21 protein-coding genes are annotated in these 23,866 nt (G+C 71.7%); 14 read left to right on the top strand and 7 right to left on the bottom strand.

The annotated features are described in order from the left end of the window. Positions 1–24 precede the first annotated feature (24 nt). Genes E1281_RS13980 through E1281_RS13940 form a run of 10 tightly spaced genes read left to right on the top strand, consistent with a single transcriptional unit; the run spans position 25 to position 9,835 of the window. Positions 25–1,260, top strand: a complete 1,236-nt coding sequence (locus E1281_RS13980) for an NAD(P)/FAD-dependent oxidoreductase (RefSeq protein ID WP_243716935.1) — start codon at positions 25–27, stop codon at positions 1,258–1,260. Continuing rightward, on the top strand, positions 1,257–2,090 hold the full coding sequence (locus tag E1281_RS40235; RefSeq protein ID WP_165958923.1) for a hypothetical protein: 834 nt from the start codon (positions 1,257–1,259) through the stop codon (positions 2,088–2,090). The genes E1281_RS13980 and E1281_RS40235 overlap by 4 nt, the downstream gene beginning before the upstream one ends. Beyond that, positions 2,087–2,953 carry an MBL fold metallo-hydrolase gene (locus E1281_RS40230; protein ID WP_165958922.1) on the top strand — a complete coding sequence of 289 codons (867 nt, stop codon included), beginning with the start codon at positions 2,087–2,089 and terminating at the stop codon, positions 2,951–2,953. The genes E1281_RS40235 and E1281_RS40230 overlap by 4 nt, the downstream gene beginning before the upstream one ends. After that, the gene (locus E1281_RS13970) at positions 2,950–3,795 is read left to right on the top strand and encodes a hypothetical protein (RefSeq protein WP_131878116.1); all 846 of its coding nucleotides are present in this window, start codon (positions 2,950–2,952) and stop codon (positions 3,793–3,795) included. The genes E1281_RS40230 and E1281_RS13970 overlap by 4 nt, the downstream gene beginning before the upstream one ends. Before the next feature lie 18 nt (positions 3,796–3,813). Further along, entirely contained in the window at positions 3,814–4,668 is an 855-nt protein-coding gene (locus tag E1281_RS13965; protein ID WP_131878114.1) for an MBL fold metallo-hydrolase, read from the top strand. After that, the gene (locus E1281_RS13960) at positions 4,658–6,280 is read left to right on the top strand and encodes an ABC transporter substrate-binding protein (protein ID WP_131878112.1); all 1,623 of its coding nucleotides are present in this window, start codon (positions 4,658–4,660) and stop codon (positions 6,278–6,280) included. Before E1281_RS13965 ends, E1281_RS13960 begins: the two co-directional genes overlap by 11 nt. 36 nt (positions 6,281–6,316) lie before the next feature. Further along, a complete protein-coding gene (locus E1281_RS13955; RefSeq protein WP_131878110.1) occupies positions 6,317–7,339 on the top strand; it encodes an ABC transporter permease in 1,023 nt (340 codons plus the stop codon). A 29-nt stretch (positions 7,340–7,368) separates the two neighbouring features. Beyond that, positions 7,369–8,199 (top strand): ABC transporter permease, encoded by an 831-nt coding sequence (locus E1281_RS13950; RefSeq protein ID WP_165958921.1) that lies wholly within the window; start codon positions 7,369–7,371, stop codon positions 8,197–8,199. After that, positions 8,196–9,020: an ABC transporter ATP-binding protein gene (locus E1281_RS13945; protein WP_131878106.1), complete on the top strand. Its 825-nt coding sequence runs from the start codon at positions 8,196–8,198 to the stop codon at positions 9,018–9,020. Before E1281_RS13950 ends, E1281_RS13945 begins: the two co-directional genes overlap by 4 nt. Further along, positions 9,017–9,835, top strand: a complete 819-nt coding sequence (locus E1281_RS13940) for a dipeptide/oligopeptide/nickel ABC transporter ATP-binding protein (protein WP_131878104.1) — start codon at positions 9,017–9,019, stop codon at positions 9,833–9,835. The genes E1281_RS13945 and E1281_RS13940 overlap by 4 nt, the downstream gene beginning before the upstream one ends. Here E1281_RS13940 and E1281_RS13935 read toward each other — a convergent pair. From E1281_RS13935 to E1281_RS13925, 3 genes are all read right to left on the bottom strand, one after another. Beyond that, positions 9,811–10,470: a response regulator transcription factor gene (locus E1281_RS13935; RefSeq protein ID WP_131878103.1), complete on the bottom strand. Its 660-nt coding sequence runs from the start codon at positions 10,468–10,470 to the stop codon at positions 9,811–9,813. The two genes, E1281_RS13940 and E1281_RS13935, sit on opposite strands and share 25 nt — an antisense overlap. Further along, positions 10,467–11,618, bottom strand: a complete 1,152-nt coding sequence (locus E1281_RS13930) for a histidine kinase (RefSeq protein ID WP_131878101.1) — start codon at positions 11,616–11,618, stop codon at positions 10,467–10,469. The genes E1281_RS13935 and E1281_RS13930 overlap by 4 nt, the downstream gene beginning before the upstream one ends. A gap of 388 nt (positions 11,619–12,006) precedes the next feature. Further along, positions 12,007–12,975: a YafY family protein gene (locus E1281_RS13925; RefSeq protein ID WP_207943277.1), complete on the bottom strand. Its 969-nt coding sequence runs from the start codon at positions 12,973–12,975 to the stop codon at positions 12,007–12,009. Between the two features lie 61 nt (positions 12,976–13,036). Between E1281_RS13925 and E1281_RS13920 the strand changes: the two genes are divergently transcribed. Both E1281_RS13920 and E1281_RS13915 read left to right on the top strand, forming a co-directional pair. Beyond that, entirely contained in the window at positions 13,037–13,621 is a 585-nt protein-coding gene (locus E1281_RS13920; protein ID WP_131878099.1) for a DinB family protein, read from the top strand. A gap of 1 nt (position 13,622) precedes the next feature. Further along, a complete protein-coding gene (locus E1281_RS13915) occupies positions 13,623–14,060 on the top strand; it encodes a VOC family protein (RefSeq protein WP_131878097.1) in 438 nt (145 codons plus the stop codon). Positions 14,061–14,603: 543 nt separating this feature from the next. Here the strand turns inward: E1281_RS13915 and E1281_RS40225 are convergent. Beyond that, the gene (locus tag E1281_RS40225) at positions 14,604–15,035 is read right to left on the bottom strand and encodes an acyl-CoA thioesterase (protein WP_347813286.1); all 432 of its coding nucleotides are present in this window, start codon (positions 15,033–15,035) and stop codon (positions 14,604–14,606) included. 178 nt (positions 15,036–15,213) lie between these two features. Here E1281_RS40225 and E1281_RS13900 point away from each other — a divergent pair, with 178 nt between their 5' ends. Then, the gene (locus E1281_RS13900) at positions 15,214–16,311 is read left to right on the top strand and encodes a hypothetical protein (RefSeq protein WP_165958919.1); all 1,098 of its coding nucleotides are present in this window, start codon (positions 15,214–15,216) and stop codon (positions 16,309–16,311) included. 22 nt (positions 16,312–16,333) lie between these two features. Here E1281_RS13900 and E1281_RS13895 read toward each other — a convergent pair whose 3' ends face one another. Next, the gene (locus tag E1281_RS13895) at positions 16,334–17,272 is read right to left on the bottom strand and encodes a LysR family transcriptional regulator (RefSeq protein ID WP_131878091.1); all 939 of its coding nucleotides are present in this window, start codon (positions 17,270–17,272) and stop codon (positions 16,334–16,336) included. A gap of 89 nt (positions 17,273–17,361) precedes the next feature. Here E1281_RS13895 and dnaE point away from each other — a divergent pair, with 89 nt between their 5' ends. Beyond that, positions 17,362–20,937, top strand: a complete 3,576-nt coding sequence (gene dnaE / locus E1281_RS13890; RefSeq protein WP_131878089.1) for a DNA polymerase III subunit alpha — start codon at positions 17,362–17,364, stop codon at positions 20,935–20,937. 10 nt (positions 20,938–20,947) lie between these two features. Here the strand turns inward: dnaE and E1281_RS13885 are convergent, their stop codons facing one another. Both E1281_RS13885 and E1281_RS13880 read right to left on the bottom strand, forming a co-directional pair. Continuing rightward, a complete protein-coding gene (locus E1281_RS13885) occupies positions 20,948–21,430 on the bottom strand; it encodes a hypothetical protein (RefSeq protein WP_131878087.1) in 483 nt (160 codons plus the stop codon). Continuing rightward, positions 21,427–23,866, bottom strand: a 2,440-nt coding sequence (locus E1281_RS13880; RefSeq protein ID WP_131878085.1) for a nitrate reductase, incomplete at its 5' end; no start/stop codon positions are given. The genes E1281_RS13880 and E1281_RS13885, both read right to left, overlap by 4 nt.

Below are 23,866 nucleotides of genomic sequence, written 5' to 3'. Positions count from 1 at the left end.
AGCTGCTAGCAGATGGAGGGATCCGTGAATCTCGGCCCCAACGGTCTCGGCGCGCCCGACGGCTCCGGCGGGTACGACGTGGCCGTGGCCGGCTTCGGCCCGGTCGGCGCCACGGCGGCGCTCACGCTCGCACGGGCCGGCCTGCGGGTGGTGGTCCTCGAACGGGAGACCAGGCCGTCGGAGGACCCGAGCGAGTCGAGGGCGTCCACCTTCCACCCGCCGACCCTGGAGATCCTCGACGAGCTCGGCGTGGCCGGACGGCTGCACGAGGTCGGGCTGGTCTCCGACACCTTCCAGTACCGCGACCGGTCCGAGGGGGTGGTCGCCCACTTCGACCTCGCCAGCATCGCCGGCGACACCCGCTTCCCGTACCGGCTGCAGAGCGAGCAGCGCAACCTCGTCAAGATCATCGAGGCCGAGCTGCAGGCGCTGCCGAACGTCACGATGGCGACGGGAGCGGAGGTCACCGCGGTCAAGCCCGGCGACGACGAGGTGACGCTGTCGGCCGGGCCGGGCACGACCGTCCGCGCCCGCTGGGTCATCGCCGCGGACGGGGCGCGCAGCGCGATCCGCCAGTCGCTGGGCATCGATTTCGACGGGATCACCTACCCCGAGCACTTCCTGGTGGTGTCCACCACCGAGGACTTCGCGTCCCTCATCCCGGGAATCGCGACCGTCAACTACATCTCCGACCCGGTCGAGTGGCTGGTGCTGCTGAAGACCCCGCTGCACTGGCGCGCCCTGTTCCCGATCCCGCCGAGCGAGGAGGCCGCCGCCACGGCGCTGCGGCCGGAGGAGACCCAGCGGCGGTTGCAGGCGATCGTGCCGCTTCCCCGCCCGTACGAGGTGGCGCACAGCCGCATCTACCGCGTCCACCAGCGGGTCGCCGACCGGTTCCGCGCCGGACGGGTGCTGCTGGCGGGCGACGCCGCGCACATCAACAACCCGCTCGGCGGGATGGGAATGAACAGCGGCATCCACGACGCGGCGGCCGCGGCCGAGGCGATCCTGGCCGCCGAGCGCGGCGACGCCGGCCCGCTGGAGCGCTACGAGGAGACGCGGCGCGCCGTCGCGCACGACTACGTCCGCGTGGTGACCCACCGCAACTGGGAGATCCTGAAGGAGGAGGACGCCGGGGAGCGGGCCCGCCAGCACGAGCACATGAGCGCGGTCGCCGCCGACCCGGCCAGGGCCCGCGACCACCTGCTGCGCACCTCCATGCTCGCCGAGGCCCGGCGCGTGAACGGGGAGGCGGGATGACCGGCGTCACCGAACTGGTTCCCGGCACGCTCTACCGGATCGGCACCACGGTCCCGGCCCGCGACCTGACCTGGACGCCCGGCGGTCCCGGAGTGCACGAGCCGCTCAACTGCTACCTGCTCACCACCCCGGACGAGGCGATCTTCCTCGACACCGGGCCCGCGATCGCCCGTCCCGAGGTCGTGGCGGCGGCGCGCGAGCAGGTGGCCGGCGGGCGGTCGCTGTGGGTCTTCCCGTCCCGCAACGAGTTCGACTGCGTCGGCAACCTCGGCGCGCTGCTCGACCTCCGGGACGACGCGCGCCTGCTGTTCGGGGGCGGGGGCGGAATCCTCGAATGGGTCGGGGACGCCTCCGGCCGGAGCTTCCTAGGACGGCGGGAGATCGTCCTCACGCCCAACGGGACGTCCACCGCCTTCTCCGGCGGCGTCCGCCTCCACTGGATGGACGCCCCGGTCAAGCAGATGTTCCTGACCCAGTGGGCGTACGAGGAGTCCACCAGGACCCTGTTCACCAGCGACTTCTTCGGCTGGGTGCACGCGCGCTCGGCCACCGGCCCCGTGGTGGCCGACCGGCCCGGCGAGCTTCCCGGAGCGGACGAGATCGCGGCGGAGATCCCGCACCGCGTCAACTGGCTGCCCGGCGCCACCGCACCGGACGTCCTGGACGCGTTCGACCGGACGGTCGCCGCCCGCTACGTGGAGCGGATCGCGCCCGTCCACGGCCGGGTGATCACCGGCGCCGCCACCGTGCGCCGCGCCCTCGACGACACCCGCGCGGCGCTGGCCGCGCTCACCACCTCCCCATCGGCAGGACGGCGGCGAGAACGATGAACGAGAACGCGGCGGCGCCGCGGACGGCGTACCCGGTCTCCGGGAGGCTCCCCCGGGAGTTCGCTCCCGGGCTGCACTGGCTGGGCGGCTGCTCGGATTCGGGCGCCTGGCCCACCCGCAAGGGCGCCACCACCCACGAGCACCTGTCCACCTACCTGGTGACCGGGACCGACAGGACCGTGCTGATCGACACCGGCCACTACGCCCAGTGGGACGGCATCCGCGACCAGCTCGACCGGTGCCTCGGGGACCGGCCGCTGGACTACGTCTTCCCCACCCACCACGAGATCCCGCACGCCGGCAACCTCGGCCGCCTGCTGGCCCGCTACCCGGGCGCGGTCGCGGTCGGCGACACCCGCGAGTACCACCTCTACTTCCCCGAGATCGCCCCGGAGCGGCTCCGGCGCATGCGCGGCGGCGACTCGATCGACCTGGGCGGCACGAGCCTGACGTTCCTCGACCCCGTCTGGTACGACCTGTCGGGCACCCTCTGGGCGTACGAGACGCGCGGCCGGACGCTGTTCACCTCCGACGGGCTCGGCTACATCCACGACCACTCACCCGACGTGTGCGGGCTCCTCCCCGAGGAGATCCCGCAGGACGCCCCCGAGCACGGGATACGGCGCTACGCGCTGCCCTTCGTCGGGATGCGCTACCACCGCATGGGACCCGGCGTCGCCCGCTACCGCGCGCTCACGGAAGAGCACCCCGTGCGGACGGTGTGCTCCTCGCACGGCGTCCCGCTCACCGGGGACCACCTGGCCGAGGTGACCGAGGACGCCCTCCGGGTCATCGAGGAGAACCAGCAGAGCATCTCCGGGCCGAGCGCCCTGGAGCCGGCCGGACAGGGAGCCGCCGAATGAACGCGACCGAGATCGTCCCCGGGGCCCTGCACCGGCTCGGCGGGGTCGTGCCCATCGACGGGCGGCTGAGCTGGCGCGCGCCGGGCGCGTCCGGCCACGAGCCCATCGGCTGCTACCTGCTGCTCGAACCCGGCCGCGCGCTGCTGGTCGGCACCGGGGTCCGGCTGCACGAGCGGCTCGTCCTCGACCAGATCCGCGGCCTGCTGGACGGCCGCGAGCTGGAGGTCTACGCCGACCGCAACGAGGCCGACGAGATCGGCAACCTGGCCGCGGTGGTGTCGGAGTTCGGCGTCCGCCGGATGTGGTTCGCCGGGGCCGGGCACCTGCTGCGCTGGTTCGAGCACGACGGGTTCGGCGGCGCGGTCCCCGAGACCGCAATCGTGTTCATGATGCCGGAGGGCGCCGCGCGGGAGATCAACCTGGAGAGCGACCGGCCCTCCACGGTCGGCTTCGGCGACGGGCGGCTGGAGCTGCTGCACACCCGGCTCACCACCCTCGGCTTCGCCTGGCTGTACGACCGGACGACGCGGACGCTGTTCTCCAGCGACTTCTTCGGCGAGGTCCCGCTGGCCGACCCGAACACCCCGCCCGTCTCCGACGGCTCCGGCGTCACGATCGAGCAGGTCGGTGAGCACATCTTCACCCGCTTCTCTTGGATGCGCGACGCCGACCCCCGCCCGCTGCTCGACGACCTCGACACCGTCTTCGCGGACCGCGAGATCGACCGGCTCGCCCCCTACCACGGCTGCGTCATCGAGGGCCCGGACGCGGTCCGCCGCCACCTGTCCCACGCCCGCGACGTCCTGACCGGCACCCGCGTTCCGACCGGCCACCGCCCCTAGCGACCCCAGGGAATCCGCATGGAACTCGACGACCTCCTCGACGTGTACGGCACGTACTTCGTCCACGAGCGCTTCCCGCGCCCGATCGCCGACGGCGTGCAGTGGATCGGCGGCTGCTCGGCGCTGTTCCTGGACCGCGCCAAGCCCGACCTCGCCCACTCCGCCCTCAACACCTACCTCGTCGTGGGCGAGGAGAAGACCCTCCTCGTCGACACCGGCCATCCGGCGCTGTGGCCCGGGTTCTCGGCCGCGCTGGAGAAGGCGCTCGGCGGCCGGCCCCTCGACTACGTGATGCCGACCCATCCGGAGATCCCGCACGGCGGGTCCCTCACGCTGCTGCACCGCAGGTGGCCGGGGCTGACCGTGGTCGGCGACACCCGCGACTACTTCCTCTACCACCCCGAGATCCCGGACGGCGCGTACCGCGAGATGCGCCCGGGAGAGCGGCTCGACCTGGGCGGCGGGCGCGAGTTCGAGATCGTCGAGGCGCTGTTCAAGGACCTGCCCAACACGGTCTGGGGCTTCGACCACGGCTCGCGGACGCTGTTCCCCGCCGACGGGTTCGCCTTCTTCCACTGGCACAGCCAGGACGCCTGCGGCTTCACGACCGAGGACCGCGGGTTCACCCCGGGCGCCGCCACCTACGCGCCGATGACCGAGATCGTCAGCGGCCTGGAGCTGCTCGACATCGAGGACACGATCCAGCGGTTCCTGCGGCTGGTCGAGCACGCGTCCCCCACGGTGATCGCCCCCGCGCACGGGACGGTCGTCACCGATCTGCCCAACGCCTTCGGCTACCTGGAGGCCCTGCGCACCAAAGACCGCACCACCAACCCCCACCCCCGTGACACAGGAGCACACCATGGCAGGTAAGGCCATCCGGCGGCTGGCCGCCGCCGCGACCCTCCCCCTCCTCGCGACCGCGCTGGCGGCGTGCAGCTCCGGCAGCACCGAGTCCTCGTCCGGCGGCGCCTACGTTTACGTGCTGCCGCAGGACTTCCAGGGCGTCGACCGGGCCAAGTACTCCAGCGAGGCGTCCAAGATCGTCGGCGACATCATGCACAGCCGGCTGCTGGAGCTGGAAACGTCCGGGCAGACCGAGGGCGCCTGCACGCCCGGCGTGCCGCCGAAGATCGCCCCCGAGTCGCCGCTGGTGTCGTCGTGGTCGGTCACCGACGACGGCAAGGGCATCGACATCACGCTGCGCGACGGCGTGAAGTCGGCCGACGGCAACGTGCTGACCTCGGAGGACGTCCAGTGGTCGATCGAACGGCTGAAGGCCATCGACGCCTCGGGCAAGACCCTGTGGTTCACCGTGGGCGGGTTCGACCCGGATAAGACGATCACCGTGCACAGCCCGACCAAGTTCACGCTGAACCTGGAGAAGCGCAGCGAGCTGGCCCCGTACACGCTCGCGGGCAACGCCGGGCTGATCCTGGACAGCACGACGGCCAAGAAGCACGCCACCGGCGACGACCCGTGGGCGACCAAGTACCTCACCGACCACACGGCCGACTTCGGCCCGTGGAAGCTCACCGAGTTCAGCTCGCAGCAGCTGACCTTCGGCAAGAACCCCAACTTCAAGGGCGAGCGCGGCAACCTCCAGAAGATCGTGCTGCGCACCGTCCCCGAAGCCTCGTCGCGGATCCAGCTCGTGCGGACCGGCCAGGCCGCCGAGACCATCGGGCTCGACTACACGCAGATGGAAAGCCTGCAGAAGTCCGGCAACGTCAACCTGGTCACCTGCCCCAACCCCGGCCGCGACTGGCTCGGCCTCAACGCCGAAGACCCGGTGCTGGGCAAGACCAAGGTGCGCCAGGCGATCTCCGTCGCGCTGAACCGGACGGCCATCCAGACCGCGGTGTACCGGGGCTTCGCCAAGCCGGCCCAGAGCGGGCTCTCCCAGGCGTACGGGCAGTTCGGCAAGGGCGACAACTACAAGCACGACGTGGCCCGCGCCAAGAGGTTGCTGTCCGAGGCGGGCGTGCCCGACGGGTTCTCGTTCACGCTGAGCGTCTCGGAGTCCCAGCCCGGCGCGTACGCCGACAACCTGGCCGTGCTGATCCAGCAGCAGCTCAAGGCCGTCGGCATCGAGGTCAAGGTCAAGAACGTCCCGTCCGCGGTGCAGTACAAGGCCGACGGGCTGGACGAGAAGCACCAGGCGTTCCTGATGGCCGAAGGCCCCGCGGCAGGCAACCCCGGCTACTCGGCCTGGCTGTCGCTGGCGTGCGACGGCCTGCAGAACTACATGGGGTTCTGCGACGAGAAGCTCGACGACCTGGCCGACGACCTTCAGGCGGGCGGCCTCAGCCCCGAAGAGGCCAAGAACAAGACCACCGAGCTGGCCGACCTCATCGGCGAGCAGCAGCCCGCCGTCTACCTGGTCGACCGGTCGGGGGTGAACGTGCGCAACACGTGCGTCACCGACGTCCCGAGCACCGGATTCGGCAACAGCTACACCGAGGCCCGCGCCAGCTGCGGCTGAGCGCGGCCCGGCGCCCCAGCCTAGGAACGAGTCACGATGCGTCGTATCCCCCTCAAAATGATCGCCGGGCGGCTGGTCGCCATCCCGGTGTCGCTGTTCGCGGTCGCCACGCTGGCCTTCTGGATGATCCGGCTCTCCGGGACCAACGCCGCGGCGTCGGTCGCCGGCGAGCACGCCACCCCGGAGGCCGTCGCCGCCACCGAACGGGAGCTCGGGCTGGACCGCGGCCTGTGGGACCAGTACACGAGCTTCCTCGGCGGCCTCGTCCGCGGCGACCTCGGCACGTCGTACTTCACCCGGCAGCCCGTCGGGGAGGAGCTGATGGCCCGGCTGCCGCTGGACGCCACCGCCGGCGTGCTCGCGCTGATCGTCGCGGTCGTCGCCGGCGTCGGGATCGGCGCGGCCGGCGCCTGGTACCGCGGCGGCTGGCCGGACCGGACGGGACGAGGCGCCGTGACCCTGCTGCAGTCGGTGCCGGAGTTCGTGCTCGCGCTCGTGCTGATCTTCGTGCTGTTCTACCAGCTGCGGCTGCTGCCCGCCCCGGTCGGCCAGATCGCGCTCACCCAGAGCGCGCCACCGCGGATCACCGGCGTCGTGGTCCTGGACGCGGTGCCGGCCGGGGACTGGGCGGCGTTCCGGGCCGCCGCCGCGCAGCTCGTGCTGCCGGTGGTCAGCTTCGGGCTGGTGCTGTCGGCGGTGTTCGCCAAGGTCACCCGGTCCTCGCTCGCCACGGTGCTGGCCTCGCCGCAGGTCGAGTACGCCCGCGCGCTGGGCCTGCCGTCCCGCCGGGTGTTCGCCTCGGCGCTGACCGTCTCGCGGACCGCGATCCTCACCACGGTCGCGATCGTCTCCGGGGCGCTGATCGGCGGCAACGCGATCATGCAGAAGATCTTCAGCCTGGACGGCGCCGCCGCGTTCGGCGTCGACTCCATCTTCAAGCTCGACCTGCCGGTGGTGCAGGGCCTGGTGCTGGTGTTCGGCGGCGTCACGGTGGTGCTGTTCCTGCTCATCGACATCCTGATCCTGCTCCTCGACCCGAGAGTCCGGGCGACCTCATGACCAAGGGACTCGTGACCAAGGGAGACGCGATGAAAGCCGAGACCGGCCGCCCGCGTCGCGGGCGGCGGCTGCTCGGGGTGTGGGTCGGGCTGGGCATGCTCGCCGTCCTGTTCGCCGGCGCCCTCGTCACGCGGTTGTGGGCCGACACGGACGCCGTGGACGTCGACGCCGTGTTGCAGGGCCCGTCCGCCGACCACTGGTTCGGCACCGACGAGACGGGACGGGACGTGTTCGTCCGCACCCTGGCCGCCGGTGCCGCCGACCTGCCGATCGCCCTCGGCGGCACGATGATCGCCCTGGTCGCCGGGACGCTGCTGGGGCTGCTGGCGAGCACCCGCAACCGCTACGCCGAGCCGATCATGCGCGTGGTGGACGGCTTCCAGGCGTTCCCGCTGCTGATCCTGATCCTGGTGATTGTCCAGATCAGCGGGGGCGGGATGGCGGTGCTGGCGGGCACGATCGCGATCATCAACATGCCCCGGTTCATCCGGCTGACCCGGGCCGAGGCGCTGCACGTGCGCGAGTCCCGGTTCGTGTTCTTCGCCGAGGTGATCGGCGCGAAGCGGTCGCACGTGCTGCGGCGGCACGTCCTGCCGAACGTCAGCGGCGCCGTGCTGAGCCAGGCCAGCCTGGGCGGCGCGCTGGCGCTGGGCGCGATCGGCGCCATGTCGTTCCTCGGGCTCGGCATCGCCCCGCCGACGCCGAGCTGGGGCGCGATGGTGCAGTCCGGCGTCGCCGGGATCACCAGCGGCCAGTGGTGGCCGGTGCTGTTCCCGAGCCTGGCGCTGGTGTGGGCCATCGTCGCGTTCAACCTGATCGCCGACAGCCTGGACGCGCACTTCGCCAGGGAGGTCCAGTGAGTGAGAAGGACGCCGGAGGGCCGCTGCTGGCCGTCCGCGAGCTGAGCGTGGACTTCGCCCGCGACGGGCGGCGGACACGGGTCGTCGAGGACATGTCGTTCGACATCGCCGCCGGCGAGTTCGTCGGGATCATCGGCGAGACCGGCTCGGGCAAGTCGGTGTCGCTGCGGGCGGCACTGCGGATGCTGCCCCGCAACGGGACGCTCGCCGGCGGCACCAGCGAGTTCCGCGGCACCGACCTGACGGCCCTGTCCGCCAAGGAGCTGCGGCGGCTGCGCGGCGCCCGGATCGGCTTCGTCCCGCAGCAGCCGTGGAGCGCCCTGAACCCGGTCGTCCGCCTGGACCGGCAGTTCCGCCAGGTGGGCCGGGCGCACGGCAAGAGCCGGGCATGGACGGACAAGGCCGCGCGGGAGATGCTCGCCAGGGTCGAGATCGCCGACCCCGGGCGCGTGCTGGCCGGGTTCTCCGGCGAGCTGAGCGGCGGGATGGCGCAGCGCGTGGTGATCGCGATGTCGCTGCTGCTGGGACCCGAGCTGGTCGTCGCGGACGAGCCCACCACGGCGCTGGACGTCACCGTCCAGCGGGAGATCCTCGACCTGCTGAGCCGGATCTGCCAGGAGGACGGGAAGAGCGTCCTCATCGTCACCCACGACCTCGGCGTGGTCGCGCACTACTGCGACCGGGTGTACGTGATGCGCAGCGGCCGCCTGGTGGAGGACGGCCCGGTCGGCGAGGTGTTCGCGGCGCCGAGGCACGAGTACACGCGCTCCCTGGTGGAGGCCGCCTCCGCCGGGGACATCGAAGAAGGGGCCGCCCGATGAGCCGGCTGGCGCTGGAAGAGGTGCACAAGACCTACGGGCGCGGCAAGAACGCGGTCGAGGCCGTCCGGGGGGTGTCGCTGGCCGTCGAGCCCGGCCGGACGCTCGGGCTCATCGGCGAGAGCGGGTCGGGCAAGTCCACGCTGGGCCGGATCTGCCTGGGCGCCGAGCCGTTCGACCGGGGGCGGCTCCTGTCGGACGGCGCGGACTTCGCCGGGTTCGACCGCGAGCGGCTCGCCGCGTTCCGCCGCAAGACCTCGATCGTCCTCCAGGAACCGGAGCTGGCGCTGAACCCCCGGCGCACCCTCGGCCAGTCGGTCACCGAACCGCTGGACATCCACTTCCCCGGCCTCGGCCCCGCCGAGCGCCGCGAGCGCGCCGAGCACGCCATGGAGCTGGCGCACCTGGACCCCGGGCTGTGGGACCGCTACCCGCGCGAGCTGAGCGGCGGCCAGCAGCAGCGGGCCGGGATCACCCGCGCGATCGTGACCGAGCCGGAGTTCGTGGTGCTGGACGAGCCGACCGCGTCCCTCGACCTGTCGGTGCGCGGCCGGATCCTGGAGACGATGCGGGAGCTCCAGGAGCGCCTCGGGCTCTCGTACCTGCTGATCACGCACGACATGGCCACGGTGTCCGCGCTCGCGGAACGCGTCGTCGTCCTCTACAAGGGCGTCGCCGTCGAGACCGGCGAATGGCGGAAGGTACGCCGCGATCCCGAGCACGAGTACACCCGCAAGCTGCTGTCGGCCGTTCTCACCGTCCGGCAGGCGGGCTCCGGCGGGCGGAGGAGGGCTCAGGTCACCAAGCCGCTGCGGTAGGCGTAGACGACCGCCTGCACGCGGTCGCGCAGGTCGAGCTTGGTGAGGATGCGCGAGACATAGGTCTTGACGGTCTCCTGGCTGATGACCAGCGTCGCGGCGATCTCGCTGTTGGACCGGCCGTCGGCGATGAGGCGGAGCACGTCCAGTTCGCGCGGGGTCAGCGGACCGTCGTCCGCGGGGGTCTCGGCGGGGCGGATGCGCTCCGCGTACCTGCCCACGAGCTGCCGCGTCACCTCGGGGGCCAGGAGCGCGGCGCCGGACGCGACCGTGCGGATGCCGTGCAGCAGTTGCGCCGGCGGGGCGTCCTTGAGCAGGAACCCGCTCGCGCCCGCGCGCAGCGCCTCGTACACGTACTCGTCCAGGTTGAACGTCGTCACCACGAGCACCTTGACGGGCTGCGCCACCCCGGACCCGGCGAGCCGGCGGGTCGCCTCGATTCCGTCGAGGACCGGCATCCGGACGTCCATCACCACCATGTCCGGCTTCACCTGCCGGGCGAGGTCGACCGCGGCCTGCCCGTCCGCGCACTCGCCCACCACCTCCAGGTCGGGCTGCGCGTCGATGATCGTCACGAACCCGGTGCGGATCAGCGGCTGGTCGTCGCAGACCAGGACCCGGACCGGCGCGGTCACGACGTGCTCCCCGCGGGGATGCGCGCCCGCACGACGAAGCCGCCGTCCGTCCCGTCGGCGCTGAACTCGCCGCCCAGGGCGTCGACGCGTTCGCGGAGCCCGACCAGGCCGCGCCCGCTGCCGCCGGGGGCCCCGGTCCGCGAGCCGGACCCGTCGTTGCCGACCTCCACGGTGATCTCCTTCTCGCCATAGCGCACGCTGACTCCGGTGCGGCTGCCATGGGCGTACTTGAGGGCGTTCGTCAGGGCCTCCTGCACCACCCGGTAGGCCACGAACTCGGCGCTCCCGGCCGACTCCGCGGGCGTGCCCTCCTGGGTGAACTCGACCGGCTGCCCGGCCCGGCGCGTCTGCTCCACGAGCGTGCGGAGCTCTCCGGTGGACGGCGTCCGGGCGTCGGTGTCGTGGTCGGGGTTGAGCAGGTCGAGCAGGTGCCGCAGGTCGCCGATGGCCCGCCGGCCGGTGTCGGTGACGGCGTTCAGCGTCTCGTCGAGGCGGTCGGGCGCGGCGGTCAGGTACCGCGCCGCCTCGGTCTGCACGACCATCGCCGTCACGTGGTGGGTCACCACGTCGTGCAGTTCGCGGGCGATGCGGGTCCGCTCGGCGGTGCGGGTGGCCTCGGCGACGTGCCGCCGCCGTTCGGCCTCGGCGATCCGCGTGTTGCGCAGCCAGGTCCCGACGCCCCACGCGGCGGCCAGCACCACGTAGAACATCACGAACCCCTCCGGCGCCTCGGTCGGGGCGATCCGGTCGAGCGCGACCACCACCGGCACGTACGCCACGGAGAGCAGGACCGCGATCACGCGCCGGCGACTCGTCAGGTGGGCGCCCGCACTGACCAGTGCCAGGGCCATCCCCATTCCCGCGAACGCGTGGTAGCCGCGAAGCTGGTCGAGGACGAAGCCCATCGACACCAGGGCGAGGCAGACCGCCGGCCACCGCCGCCGCAGGACGAGCGGGAAGCACTGCAGGAGCACCGCGAGGACGGCCCAGTCGTCGTAGGCGCGTGCCGGCACGTCCCCGAACTGCGTCCCCTTGCCCTGGAACTCCGGCAGGAGGGAGACCACGGCCAGTATCAGGGGGAAGGGGAGATCCCGAACCGTGACGTCCAACCGCCGCCACACGTCCGTGGCCCGACGAAGATCAACCACTGCGCGAGCGTAGCGGTCACGGAACCCCGAACGAGGCGCTTCCGCCCGATAACGTGCCTCCAACACTCGCATGCCGCCCCTCCGCGAGACACCACGGCCGACCGCCGCGCACCACGGAAACGCTACGAACCCGACACCCCGAAATAATCACCACAAGGAGGACACTCCCAGGTCCCTCGCTAGGGGGACACCACGCACGAGATGCGGGAGCCGGGTCGATGGCCGCGAAGATGTCGTCGGGGCGCGGTCGTCAGGTGAGGCGGTCCAGCGGGGCGCCGTCCGGGGCGCCGTCCGGGGCGCCGTCCGGGCCGCCGCCTTTCGCGGACCGCCAGTTCGAGGGTATGCGCACCGCCCAGGGCTGTGACGGCCTTGTGCGAGGGGGCGTGGGTCAGGGAGCGGTGGGGCGGTTCGCCATGGTCGCGAGGCGGTGGGCGAGGCTCGCGGTGGCCTGGCGCAGCTCGGACGGCTCCAGCACCTCGGCCTCGAAGCCGAGGCGGGCGACGTGGACGGCCAGCCAGTCCAGGTCGTCTCCGCCCGCGATGAGGACGCACCATCCGTCGCCGTCGTCCTCAACGCGTCCGACCTGAGGCGGCACCAGCTCCCGCACCTGCTCGGGGCGGGCGTGCAGCCGCACCCGGGCGAGATGCCGGTAGGGCGCCGCGGTCACCGACCGCTGGACATAGGCGACCGGGTCCGGATGCTCCCGAGCGCGGAAGTGCCAGGTCGTCGCCTCCGCGCCGGCCATCCGGTCGAGCCGGAAGGTGCGCCAGTCGTCGCGGTCGACGTCCCAGGCCATCAGGTACCAGCGGCGGCCGGTGGCGACCATTCGCACCGGCTCCACCGTGCGCTCCCGTTCCTCGCCGCCGCGGCCGGTGTAGCGGAACCGGACCCGCGTCGCGTCGCGGCAGGCCCGCGCGAGCGTCACCAGCAGTTCGGCGTCGATCTCGGCCGCGGGCCCGGCCAGGGTCGCGGTCGCGCCGTGCACCGCCCGCACCTCGGCGCGCAGGCGGGGCGGCATCACCTGGTCGAGCTTGGTGAGCGCCCGCAGCGCCGCCTCGCCCGCCCCCGCGACCGTGCCCCCGGACGCCATCCGCAGCGACACCGCCGTCGCGATCGCCTCCTCGTCGTCCAGCAGCAGCGGCGGAAGCCGGGTCCCCGCGCCGAGCTGGTAGCCGCCGCCCACGCCCGCCGTCGCGTGCACCGGGTAGCCCACCGCGCGCAGCCGCTCCACGTCGCGGCGCACCGAACGGTCGGTGACCCCCAGCTCGACGGCGAGCTCGGCCGCGGTCCAGGACGGCTTGCGCTGGAGCAGCATGAGCAGCCGCAGGACTCGCTCGGTCGTCGCCTCCACACTCACACTCGCATCGTGGCACACAACGCGGAACGATCCTGTCCGCTATCTGCGCCAGGCTGGAGCCATGACGGACACCACGACCGGCCAGGCCTGGAACGCGCTGCTCCGCGACCAGATCACCTGGCACTGGACGAACCAGCTCCGCGACCGCCTCGACGGGCTCACCGACGACGAGTACTTCTGGGCGCCGGCGCCCGGCTGCTGGAACGTGCGCCCGCGCGGCACCGGCACCGCACCGGTCCAGGCCGGGTCCGGCGCGATGACCATCGACTTCGCGTTCCCCGAGCCCGACCCCGCGCCGCTTACGACGATCGCCTGGCGGCTCGGGCACGTCATCGTCGGCGTCCTCGCGATGCGCAACGCCTCGCACTTCGGCCGCGCGGAGACCGACTACAACACGTTCGCGTACGCGGCGACCGCGGCTGAGGCGCTGGCCCAGCTCGACGCCGAGTACGCCGCCTGGCTGGACGGCGTCGCGTCCCTCGGCGAAACCGGCCTGGCCCGTCCCTGCGGACCGGCCGAGGGACCTTTCGCCGAGGATCCGATGGGAAGACTCGTCCTGCACATCAACCGGGAGCTGATCCACCACCTGTCCGAGGTGGCCCTGCTCCGCGACCTCTACCTGCACACGAAGAAGGAGGCGAGCTGACATGGCTCGCGACATACAGATCACTTTCGACTGCGCCGACCCGGCCGCCCTCTCCGCGTTCTGGGCCGAAGCCCTCGGCTACCGGCTTCAAGACCCGCCCGGAGACTTCGCGTCCTGGGAGGAGGCCCTGGAGGCGATGGGCGTCCCACCGGAGAACCGCAACGACGCCTCGGCGGTGCTCGACCCCGACGGCTCCGGACCACGGCTGTTCTTCCAGCGCGTACCGGAGGGCAAGCAGGCGAAGAACCGCGTCCACCTCGACGTGCGGGCCGCTCCCGGCCTCGAAGGCGACGCCCGGATGGCCGCCCTGGAGAAGGAGGCCGAACGCCTGGCCTCCCACGGCGCCACCCGCCTCCAGCGCCACGAACCCGCGCTCCCGATGGGAGCGGGTCACATCGTGATGGCCGACCCCGAAGGCAACGAATTCTGCCTCGACTGACCGCCGCCCGGCCATGACCCGGCCGTGCGTCATGCCGTCCTGGCAGAGGGACGGCAGATCAGTCGCGCCCTTCTTTCGCGTCTTTCAAGCAAAAAAAGAGGCGACCTCCCTCTGCGCACAGCAGAGGAAGGTCGCTAACTCACCGACGACCCCCATCACAGGGAGCGAGGGAGCTGATAAGCGGCTGCAGTTCGGGCAGACCTCTCCCAGGGGAGGGTTCGGCACCATCGTGGTACCGCAGCTGCAGGTTGCGCGATTCATGATGAAAATCCTTTCTTTGCGTTGGTGACGCGAACACCCGTTGCGGATGTCGCACTGGGTACCGTTCGCGACTCCGCACGTTCGACAACCGCCACTTCGGTGACTTGCACCACAGGAGCACCAAGTCGGGCGGAAGCCTTGCCTCAACGGCGCCACACCTCCACCGCCACGAACCCGGACCCCCCGATGGGAGCGGGTCACATCGTGATGGCCGACCCCGAAGGCAACGAGTTCTGCCTCGACTGACCGCCGCCCGCCCGGTGCGGCCTGCCGACCGCTCGGCTACGCCGACGGCAGGCCCTCGGTGAGGGCCCGCAGCCGTTCGGGCAGCGTGACCGGGCCGTCGGCGGACACCGCCACATAGGTCGTGTGACCGGTCGCGAGGACGTCCCCGGCGCCGCCCCGGAAGGTGAAGGTCATCGACAGCGATGTCCGGCCCGCGGCGACCGGCCGCACCTCGATCGCGAGCCGTTCACCGAGGGCGGCGCCGCGGCGGTGTTCGCAGCCGCTTACGACCACGACCATGTCGACGCCGGTCGCGCGGAGCGCCTCGTAGCCGCCGATGTGATCGTCCAGCCAGGCGAGGAACGCGTCCTCGAAGTACTCGTAGTAACGGCTGGCGTGCAGCATGCCTTGCGCATCGCAGTGTCGCGGCCGGACCGATGCCGAGAACACCGAAGTGGGCACCTTGGCGGCCGTGTTCTCCCGTTCCATTCGAGGAGGCTCGCAGAAAGCCGGTTCTCGCGCCTCCCCCGTCCCGGGGAGTTCGTGGCGGCGCGCTGCATGCCGAGGCTGGCCCTTATGGGGGAGGCGGCGGGTTCTCGCGGGTGATGTGCCGCGTCGCGCCTGGTCCGACGATTGAAGCGTTCTGAGGCGGGTCGGAGAGGGAGAGATGAACGCACATCGGTGGACCACTCTGTTGGCGGCCTGCTGGTCGGTGGTGACGGCCGGGCTGGGGCTGTGGTGGACGCTCCAGCCGTCGGCGCTGCTCCTCGGCCGGGGCGACGCCGACAGTAACTCGCTCGCCTTCGAGGTCGGGGCGCCCTGGCTCCTGGTGATCGGCGGCACCGGCGCCGCCGTCGCGCTCGCCCTGCGCCACCGGCCGCGACCGACGACGCCCGTGCGGCTCCCCCTGCTGATCCTCGCGGCCGTGCTCACCGGTCTCTGCGTGGCCGTTTCGGGGCACATGCCGCTGCTCGCCCTCGCCTACGCCCTCGCGTTCGCCGGACCACCGGCCTTGATCGCGGCGCTTCTGTCGCGGGCGTTCGGCCTCGGGATCAGGGGCACGTCGATGATGGTGGGCACGCCCGTGGCGGCCGGGCTGATCTTCGCCGCCGTCGTCGTGGTCGTCCAGGGGGCGCATTGGGCGTTGTTCGCCGTGGCGGGGGGCCTCGTCTGGGCCGCCCTGACGGTGACGTCGTACCGGGTGGGCAACGGCCGCTGCGCCGCCTGCGGCCGGCCCGGCGCCGCTTGGACGAGCCCGGAGTCCGCCGCGCGCTGGGGACGCAGGATCACGATCATCGCGGCGATCATGCCGCTGCCCTACGGGCTCGCCCGCCTGACCTGGTTCACCCCCTGGCCGATCGCCTTCCCGGAGGGCGCGGGCTGGGGAATCTGGATCACCGGCGTCCTGCTCGGCTTCGCCTCGGAGGGCGGCGCGATCCTCACCCGCGGCCTGATCCGTCCCTGGGGCGAGGTGTGGCCGCGGTGGATTCCCGTGCTTCACGGCCGCTCCATCCAGGTCGCCGGACCGACCTTCGCGGCGCTCACGGTCTCGGTGATGCTCGGCCTCCTCACCGTCTTCATCGCCGTGAGCGCCGCGAAGGGCGAACTCGATCTGCTGGGCGTCGTGGCGTTCGTGCCGCTGGCCCTCTGGGGTCCGCTGCTCGCCGGTGCCGCGATGGCGTACTACTACCGGCGGCGGGGCGCCTGCACCCGCTGCCCGGGAGGGCCGGCGATCCGGCACGAGAAGGTCGCGCTCCACGCCTGACCGCCTCCCCGGCCGGGGGCGTTCACCGGGCCCAGGTGGGGCGGTCGGTGGGTGGGAGCCACTCGCGGCCAGGGCGGTACGGGCGGAAACCGTCCCGGAGGTGCGCGATGAGGCGCGGCAGGACGGGGTGGCGGTTCCGCGGATGCCACAGCAGCGACCAGGGGAAGACGACGACCGGGTCGACGATCGGGATCTGGACGGTGCCGGGGTTCCACGGGATGCGGGCGCGTTCGCCGACGAAGGTGAACAGGTCGGGGGACGCGGCGACCCTGTCCACCTCGTCGTCGAACCCGAAGGAGGGGCCCGAGGTGGCGATCCCGACGCCGAACTCCGCGCTGAGCGCGCGGTAGAAGTCGGCCCACTCGGTCTCGGGCCGCCGGGCGCCCGGGATCCACGCGCTCAGCCCGGCGAGATCGGCCATCGCCACGCGGTCCGCTCCGGCGAGGGGGTGCCCGCGGCCGACAAGGATGTGCATGGGCTCCAGGTAGGCGGGTTGCGCCTCGACCTCGCCGAGGTCTCCGGTGGCGCGGCTGATGAACGCGTCGACCGAACCCCGCGTGAGGGCGGGCAGCCCGCCGGCGAGGCCGTCGGTGGAGGTCGCGAGGTCGATCTCCACGTCGGGCGCCGTCTCGTGGAAGCGCCTGATCAGGTCGGCTGACGCCACGCGCGTGCTCATCACGTCCACCCGGAGCGCGCGGTGCCGGTTGCGGACGAGGTCCACCGTCCGGTCGGCGAGGTCGACGAGCGTCCGGGCGTGGACGAGGAAGTACGTGCCGTCGTCGGTGGGTTCGGCGCCGCTGCGGGTGCGGTGCAGGAGGGGCGCGCCGAGGTCGGCCTCCAGTCTGGCGATGCGCTTCGAGACGGCCTGCTGGCTGATGCCGAGCCGGGCGGCGGCGTCGCCGAAGTGGCGGTCGTCGACGACGGCGATGAAGGCGCGCACCGCGCCGAGGTCCAGGTCCATCCAGCTCCTTTTACAACCAGCGCTTGTTGGAGTGGGCGTGTTGATTGTTGGACGAGTGACTCTACCTACGGGTCGAATACGTGCGCCGCATGGTTCGGCGACAACCGGGAGGGGTCGTGGACTCGTTCGTCCATCTGCATGTCCATACCGAGTACTCGATGCTCGACGGCGCCGCCAAGGTCGGCCCGCTGATGGACGAGGTCGCCCGCCAGGGCATGCCCGCGGTCGCGATGAGCGACCACGGCAACGTGCACGGCGCCTACGAGTTCTTCCACGCGGCGGGCAAGGCGGGAGTGAAGCCGGTCATCGGCATCGAGGCGTACGTCGCGCCCGCGTCCCGGCACCACCGCAAGCCCGTGTTCTGGAGCGACGACCCGTCCCTGCGCAAGTCGGACGACACGACCGGCGCGGGCGGCGACGTGTCCGGGCGGGGCCTCTACACGCACATGACGATGTGGGCGGCGGACGCGGCGGGCCTGCGGAACCTGTTCCGGTTGCAGTCCCGCGCCTGGCTGGAGGGACACGTCCAGAAGTATCCGCGCATGGACGACGAGCTGCTCGCCGAGCACGGGGCGGGCCTCATCGCGACCACCGGCTGCCCGTCCGGAGAGGTGCAGACGCGGCTGCGGCTCGGCCAGTACGCGGAGGCGGTCGAGGCCGCCGCCCGGTACCGCGACATCTTCGGCCCCGCGAACTACTACCTGGAACTGATGGACCACGGCCTGGCGATCGAGCGCCGCGTCCGCGAGGACCTGCTCAGGCTCGGCAGGGACCTGGACATCCCGCCCCTGGCCACGAACGACTCCCACTACGTCACCGAGAGCCAGGCCGAGGCGCACGACGCGCTCCTGTGCATCGGCACCGGCAAGCGGCTCGCCGACGAGAACCGGTTCCGGTTCGGCGGCACTGGCTACTACATCAAGTCTGCGACGGAGATGCGGGCGATGTGGGACGCGGAGGTGCCTGGGGCCTGCGACAACACCCTCCTGATCGCCGACCGTGTCGGCGACTACGGCGAGGTGTTCGCGCATCGCGACCTGATGCCGCGCTTCCCCGTCCCGGACGGCGAGACCGAGGCGTCGTGGCTGCGCGCCGAGACCCTCCGGGGCGCCCGGCGCCGCTACGGCGACGAACCGCCACAGGACGTCCTCGACCGGATCGACTACGAGCTGTCCGTCATCACCGACATGGGGTTTCCCGGGTACTTCCTCGTCGTCGCCGACATCTGCCGGCACGCCCGCGAGACCGGCATCGGCCTCGGCCCCGGACGCGGCTCGGCCACCGGCTCGATGGTCGCCTACTGCGTCGGCATCACCGAACTGGATCCCATCGAGCACCGGCTGATCTTCGAGCGCTTCCTCAACCCCGAGCGGATCACGATGCCGGACGTCGACCTCGACTTCGACGACCGCCGCCGCGAGGAGATGATCGACTACGTCACCCGCCGGTACGGGACGGACCGCGTCTGCCAGATCGTCACGTTCGGCACCATCAAGGCGAAGGCGGCGGCGAAGGACGCCTGCCGCGTGCTCGGCCTCCCGTACGCGCTCGGCGACCGCATCACCAAGGCGTTCCCGGCGGCCGAGGGCGGCAAGGAGATCCCGCTGTCCGCCATCCACGACGCGTCCCACCGGCGGCACGGCGAGGCCGCCGAACTCCGCCGGATGTACGCGGAAGAACCGGACGTCAAACGCGTCATCGACACGGCCGTCGGCGTCGAGGGCCTCACCCGCGGCACGGGCGTGCACGCCGCCGGAGTGATCCTGTCGTCCGAACCGCTGCTGGACGTGCTGCCCCTCGCCCGCCCGAAGGCCGACGGCCCGGTCGTCACCGGCTTCCCGTTCACGCAGGCCGAGGACATGGGCCTGCTGAAGATGGATTTCCTCGGCCTGCGCAACCTCACGGTCATCCACGACGCCGTCGCGGGCGTCAAGGCGAACCGGGGCATCGACGTGGACGTCCGCACCGCGCCGCTCGACGACCCGAAGACCTACGAGCTGCTCGCGCGCGGCGACACGCTCGGCGTCTTCCAGCTCGACAGCGGCGGCATGCGCGTCCTCCTGCGGATGATGCGGCCGACCACCTTCACCGACATCGCCGCCGTGAACGCCCTGTACCGGCCCGGCCCGATGGAGATGGACGCCCACACCAACTACGCGCTGCGCAAGACGGGCCGCCAGAAGGTCGAGCCCATCCACCCGGAACTGGAGGACGCCCTGGAACCGATCCTGGGCGACACCTTCCACCTGGTCGTCTTCCAGGAACAGGTCATGGCCATCGCACAGCAGCTCGCCGGGTACTCGCTCGGCGCCGCCGACATGCTGCGACGCGCCATGGGCAAGAAGAAGAAAGAAGTCCTGGACGCCGAATGGGAGCGGTTCTCGTCCGGGATGCGGGAGAACGGCTTCTCCGGCGAGGCCGTCAAGGCGGTATGGGACGTGCTCGTCCCGTTCAGCGGCTACGGCTTCAACAAGTCCCACACGGCCGGATACGGGCTCGTCTCGTACTGGACTGCCTACCTCAAGGCGAACTTTCCCGCCGAGTACATGGCCGCGCTCCTCAGCTCAGTAGGCGACGACAAGGACAAGATGGGCGTCTACCTGTCCGACTGCCGCCGCCTGGGCATCCGCGTCCTGCCACCGGACGTGAACCAGAGCGTGCTCGACTTCGCCGCGGTAGGGGACGACATCCGATTCGGCCTGGGCGCCGTCCGCAACGTCGGCGCGGGCGTGGTCGACGCGATCGTCCGGACGCGCGGGGACAAGGGCGCCTACAGCTCGTTCGACGACTTCCTCGCCAAGGTGCCCGCGCAGGTGTGCAACAAGCGCGTGCTCGAATCGCTGGCGAAGGCGGGCGCGTTCGACGGCCTCGGCCACCACCGCAAGGGGATCGTCGCCGTCCACGAACAGGCCGCCGACGCGGTGGTGGACGTCAAGCGACGCGAGGCCCAAGGCCAGGACGCCCTGTTCGGCGCGACCACCGGACCGGACGCCGGAGGGCTCGCGGTCACCGTTCCGGACGGCGAATGGGACCAGCCCACCCTGCTCGCCTACGAACGCGAGATGCTCGGCCTCTACGTGTCGAGCCACCCCCTGGACGGCGCCGAGGCGGTCCTCGCCCGCCACCGCGACCGCACGGTCGCCGAACTGCTCGCCTCCGGCCGGGCGGACGGGCGGGTCCGCCTCAGCGGCATCGTCTCCGCCCTCCAGCGCAAGGTCACCAAGCAGGGCAGCCCATGGGCGATCGTCACCGTGGAGGACCACGACGCCTCGGTGGAGTGCCTGGTCTTCCCGAAGACGTACCTGCTCTACGGCGAGGCCCTGGCCGAGGACCGCGTGGTGTCGCTCCAGGGGCGGGTCAACGTGCGGGACGACACGATCAGCGTCTACGCCGAGGAGGTGACCGTCCTGGACGTGTCCGGCCCGGCCGCCGCCGAACCGCCCGTCGTGATCACGCTCGCGGAGGCCCGGACGACGCCGCGCCTCGTCCGAGACCTGAAAGGGATCCTCCAGGACCACCCAGGCACCGCCCCGGTACACCTCCTGCTCCGCCGGGCCCACACCAACGTCCTGTTCGACCTGGCCCCCTTCCAGGTCACCCCGGACGCGTCCTTCTTCAGCGACATCAAGTCCCTGCTCGGCGCCGACTCGATAACCCGCTCCTAGAGGCGTTGCCTCAGCCGCTTGCCAGGACTTGCGGGGCGGTGACCTTGATGCGGGTCCGGAGCCACTTCCCGCGTGTTTCCGCGGCCTGGTGGCAGGTCTCGGTGACCTGGAGCAGGTCGCGGTCGCGGGATGCCTGTGCGGCCTGGGCGAGGATCACCCAGGCGATCTCCGCCTCCTGCGCGCCGAGGTAGAGGTCGCGCAGGTCCCGCAGCAGCAGGACGCCGACGGCCTCCGAACGGCCGACCAGCCGCGCGCCGGTGCTCCGGAGGGCGTCCAGGAGGCCGGGGGAAGCGTCGACCCTGGGCTGCGAGACGCCGTACCGCTCGGCGAACGGGGCGAGCCGCTCCACGTGCTCCGCGCACTGCCGGGCGAGGGTGAGGCCGAGGTGGTAGAGGTCGTGCTCGACCGCGTGCCGCTCGCCGAGGTGGCGCAGCTCCTTGGCGAGATCGGCCTCGGCGTCCTGGACCTCCCTGATCGCCCGGTCCAGCTTCACGACGCACCTCCCGGGGACGTCTCGGTGACGCCTTCGCCGCCCGCCGTCGCCCGTCCGGTGCCGGGCAGCGGCTCGGCGCCCGCGGTCGTCGGCGCGGGCGACGCGCCGTCCCCGTCGGCGAGTTTCTCGACGTGCACGGCGGCCGTCTTGAACACCGGCTGTTTGGAGACCGGATCCCAGTCGGTGATCGTGAGTTCGTTGGCGGCACGCGGTCCCGAATGCTCGTCGGCTTCACCGTCACGGCGCCACTCGCCGTAGTGGAACGGCACGAAGACGACGCCGTCGCGGATCCCGCTGACGCGGGCCTTGGCCTCCAGCCGTCCCCGCGGGGACCGGACCCGGACCATGTCGCCTTCGACGATCCCGAGCCGCTGCGCGTCGGCCGGTGAGAGCTCGACCCACACGTCGGGAGCCGCGGCGTCGAGCTGGCGGGCGCGTCCGGTCTTGGTGCGGGTGTGCCAGTGGTAGACGGAACGTCCCGTGTTCAGCAGGAACGGGTACTCCTCGCCGGGCGGCTCGTGGGGCGGCAGGTACTGCGCGGTCTTGAGGACGGCGCGGCCCGCCGGGCCCATCGCCGCATGGTCCTTCTGCTCATAGGCGGCGCCGGTCAGCAGGTCGTGCCCGTAGTCCTCGCAGTAGGCGGTGTCGGTGTTGAACCGGTGGTCGGTGTAGAGCCGGTCGGTGCCGTCAGGGGCCTGGTCGTTGCACGGCCAGGGGATGCCGCTGCCGCCGCGGAGCTTGCCGTAGGAGAGGCCGGTGTAGTCGCAGGGGCGGCCACGGGTCATCTCCTTGAACGCGTCGAAGCATTCTTCGGGCGTGCGCCACGTCGGCAATGGCGCTCCGTCCTTGTCGGTCAACTCCAGGCGGCGCGCGTAGTCGAGGAAGATCTCCATGTCCGACCGCGCGTCGCCCGGCGGCCGGACGGCCTGGTCCGACAGATGCACCGTCCGGTCGTGGTTGGTGTAGGTGCCGGTCTTCTCCCCCCACATCGCGGCGGGCAGGACGACGTCGGCGAACTGGGCCGTCTCGGTCAAGAACGCGTCGCTGACCACGACGAACAGCCGTTCCTGTTTCAGGATCGAGCGGATCCGGTGCAGTTCCGGGAGGGAGACGGCCGGATTGGTCCCGACGATCCACAGGAAGCGGATCGACCCTTCCTCGGCATAGCGGAACATCTGCATGATGTGCGTGGGCGGCGCCCAGCTCGGGATCTGGATGTCGTCGACGTTCCATATCCGGGCGAGTTCCTGGACATGCTCGGGGTTCTGCCAATTCCGCATTCCGGCCAGGTCGCCGTTGGCGCCGGTCTCGCGGGTGTTCTGCGCGGTCGGCTGCCCGTTCATCTGGAAGACCGTGCAGCCCGGCCTGCCGACCATCCCGCGCAGCAGGTTGACGTTGTTGACCTGGCAGGCGGACGCGGTCGCCTGGTGCGACTGGTACACGCCCTGCAAGCACGTGGAGACCAGGCGCCGGCCGGTGCCGATGACGCGCGCCGCCTCCCGGATGTCGCCGGCCGGAACACCGCAGATCTCGGCGACCCGCTCGGGCGGATACTCCTTCGCGGTCTGTTCGAGCTTCCCGACCCCGGTCGTGTGGTCCTCGATGAAATCCCGGTCGACCCAGCCGTTGGCCAGCAGCTCGTGCTGGATCCCGTTCAGCAGCGCGAGGTTCGTGCCGCTGCGGATCGGCAGGTGGACGTCCGCCTCCTGGGCGACCTTCGTCCGGCGCGGATCGACCACGACCAGCCGCGGCCGGTCGGGCCCGTGGAGCCGGTCGAGGATCCGCGTCCACAGGACGGTGTGCGTCTCGGCGATGTTGTGGCCGATGGCGAAGATCGTGTCGCATTCGTCGAAGTCCGCCATCGATCCGGGATCGCCATCGGTGCCGAAGGTCTCCTTCAGCGCGAAATCGGCGGTGGCCGTGCACAGCCGCGTGTTGCCGTCCAGATGCGGCGTCCCGATACCCGCCCGGACGAGCACAGAAAGCGTGTAGTAGTCCTCAAGGAACAGCTGGCCGGAATTGTAGAAACCCATCCCGAGAGGGCCGCGCTCGTCCAGGACTTCCCGCGTGCGCTCGACGACCAGGCCCATCGCCTCGTCCCAGCCCGCCGGACGCAACTCCCCGTCCCGCCGCACCAGGGGCCGGGTCAGCCTCTCCGGCGAGTTGCTCGCCTGCCACCCGAACAGGCCCTTGGGCCCGAGCCTGCCGTGGTTGGCACGGTCCGCGGCCCGCCCCCGCACACCGACGATGCGCCCCTCACGGACACCGATGTCCATGCCGCAGCCGTTCGAGCACAGCACACAGGCCGACTGGGACCACGCGACATCGTCCTCGGACACCCCCTCTTGGAGGTACTGGTCGACGCGGACGGGCCATTCTCCCCCGGCGCCATAAGGCGTCCGCGCCCCCCATATATCGGCGACTCTGTCGGCCATC

Source organism: Actinomadura sp. KC345 (assembly GCF_004348515.1).
GTDB lineage: Bacteria > Actinomycetota > Actinomycetes > Streptosporangiales > Streptosporangiaceae > Spirillospora.
Note: the sequence above shows the minus strand (reverse complement) of the source record. Positions and strands in the feature narration are given on the sequence as shown.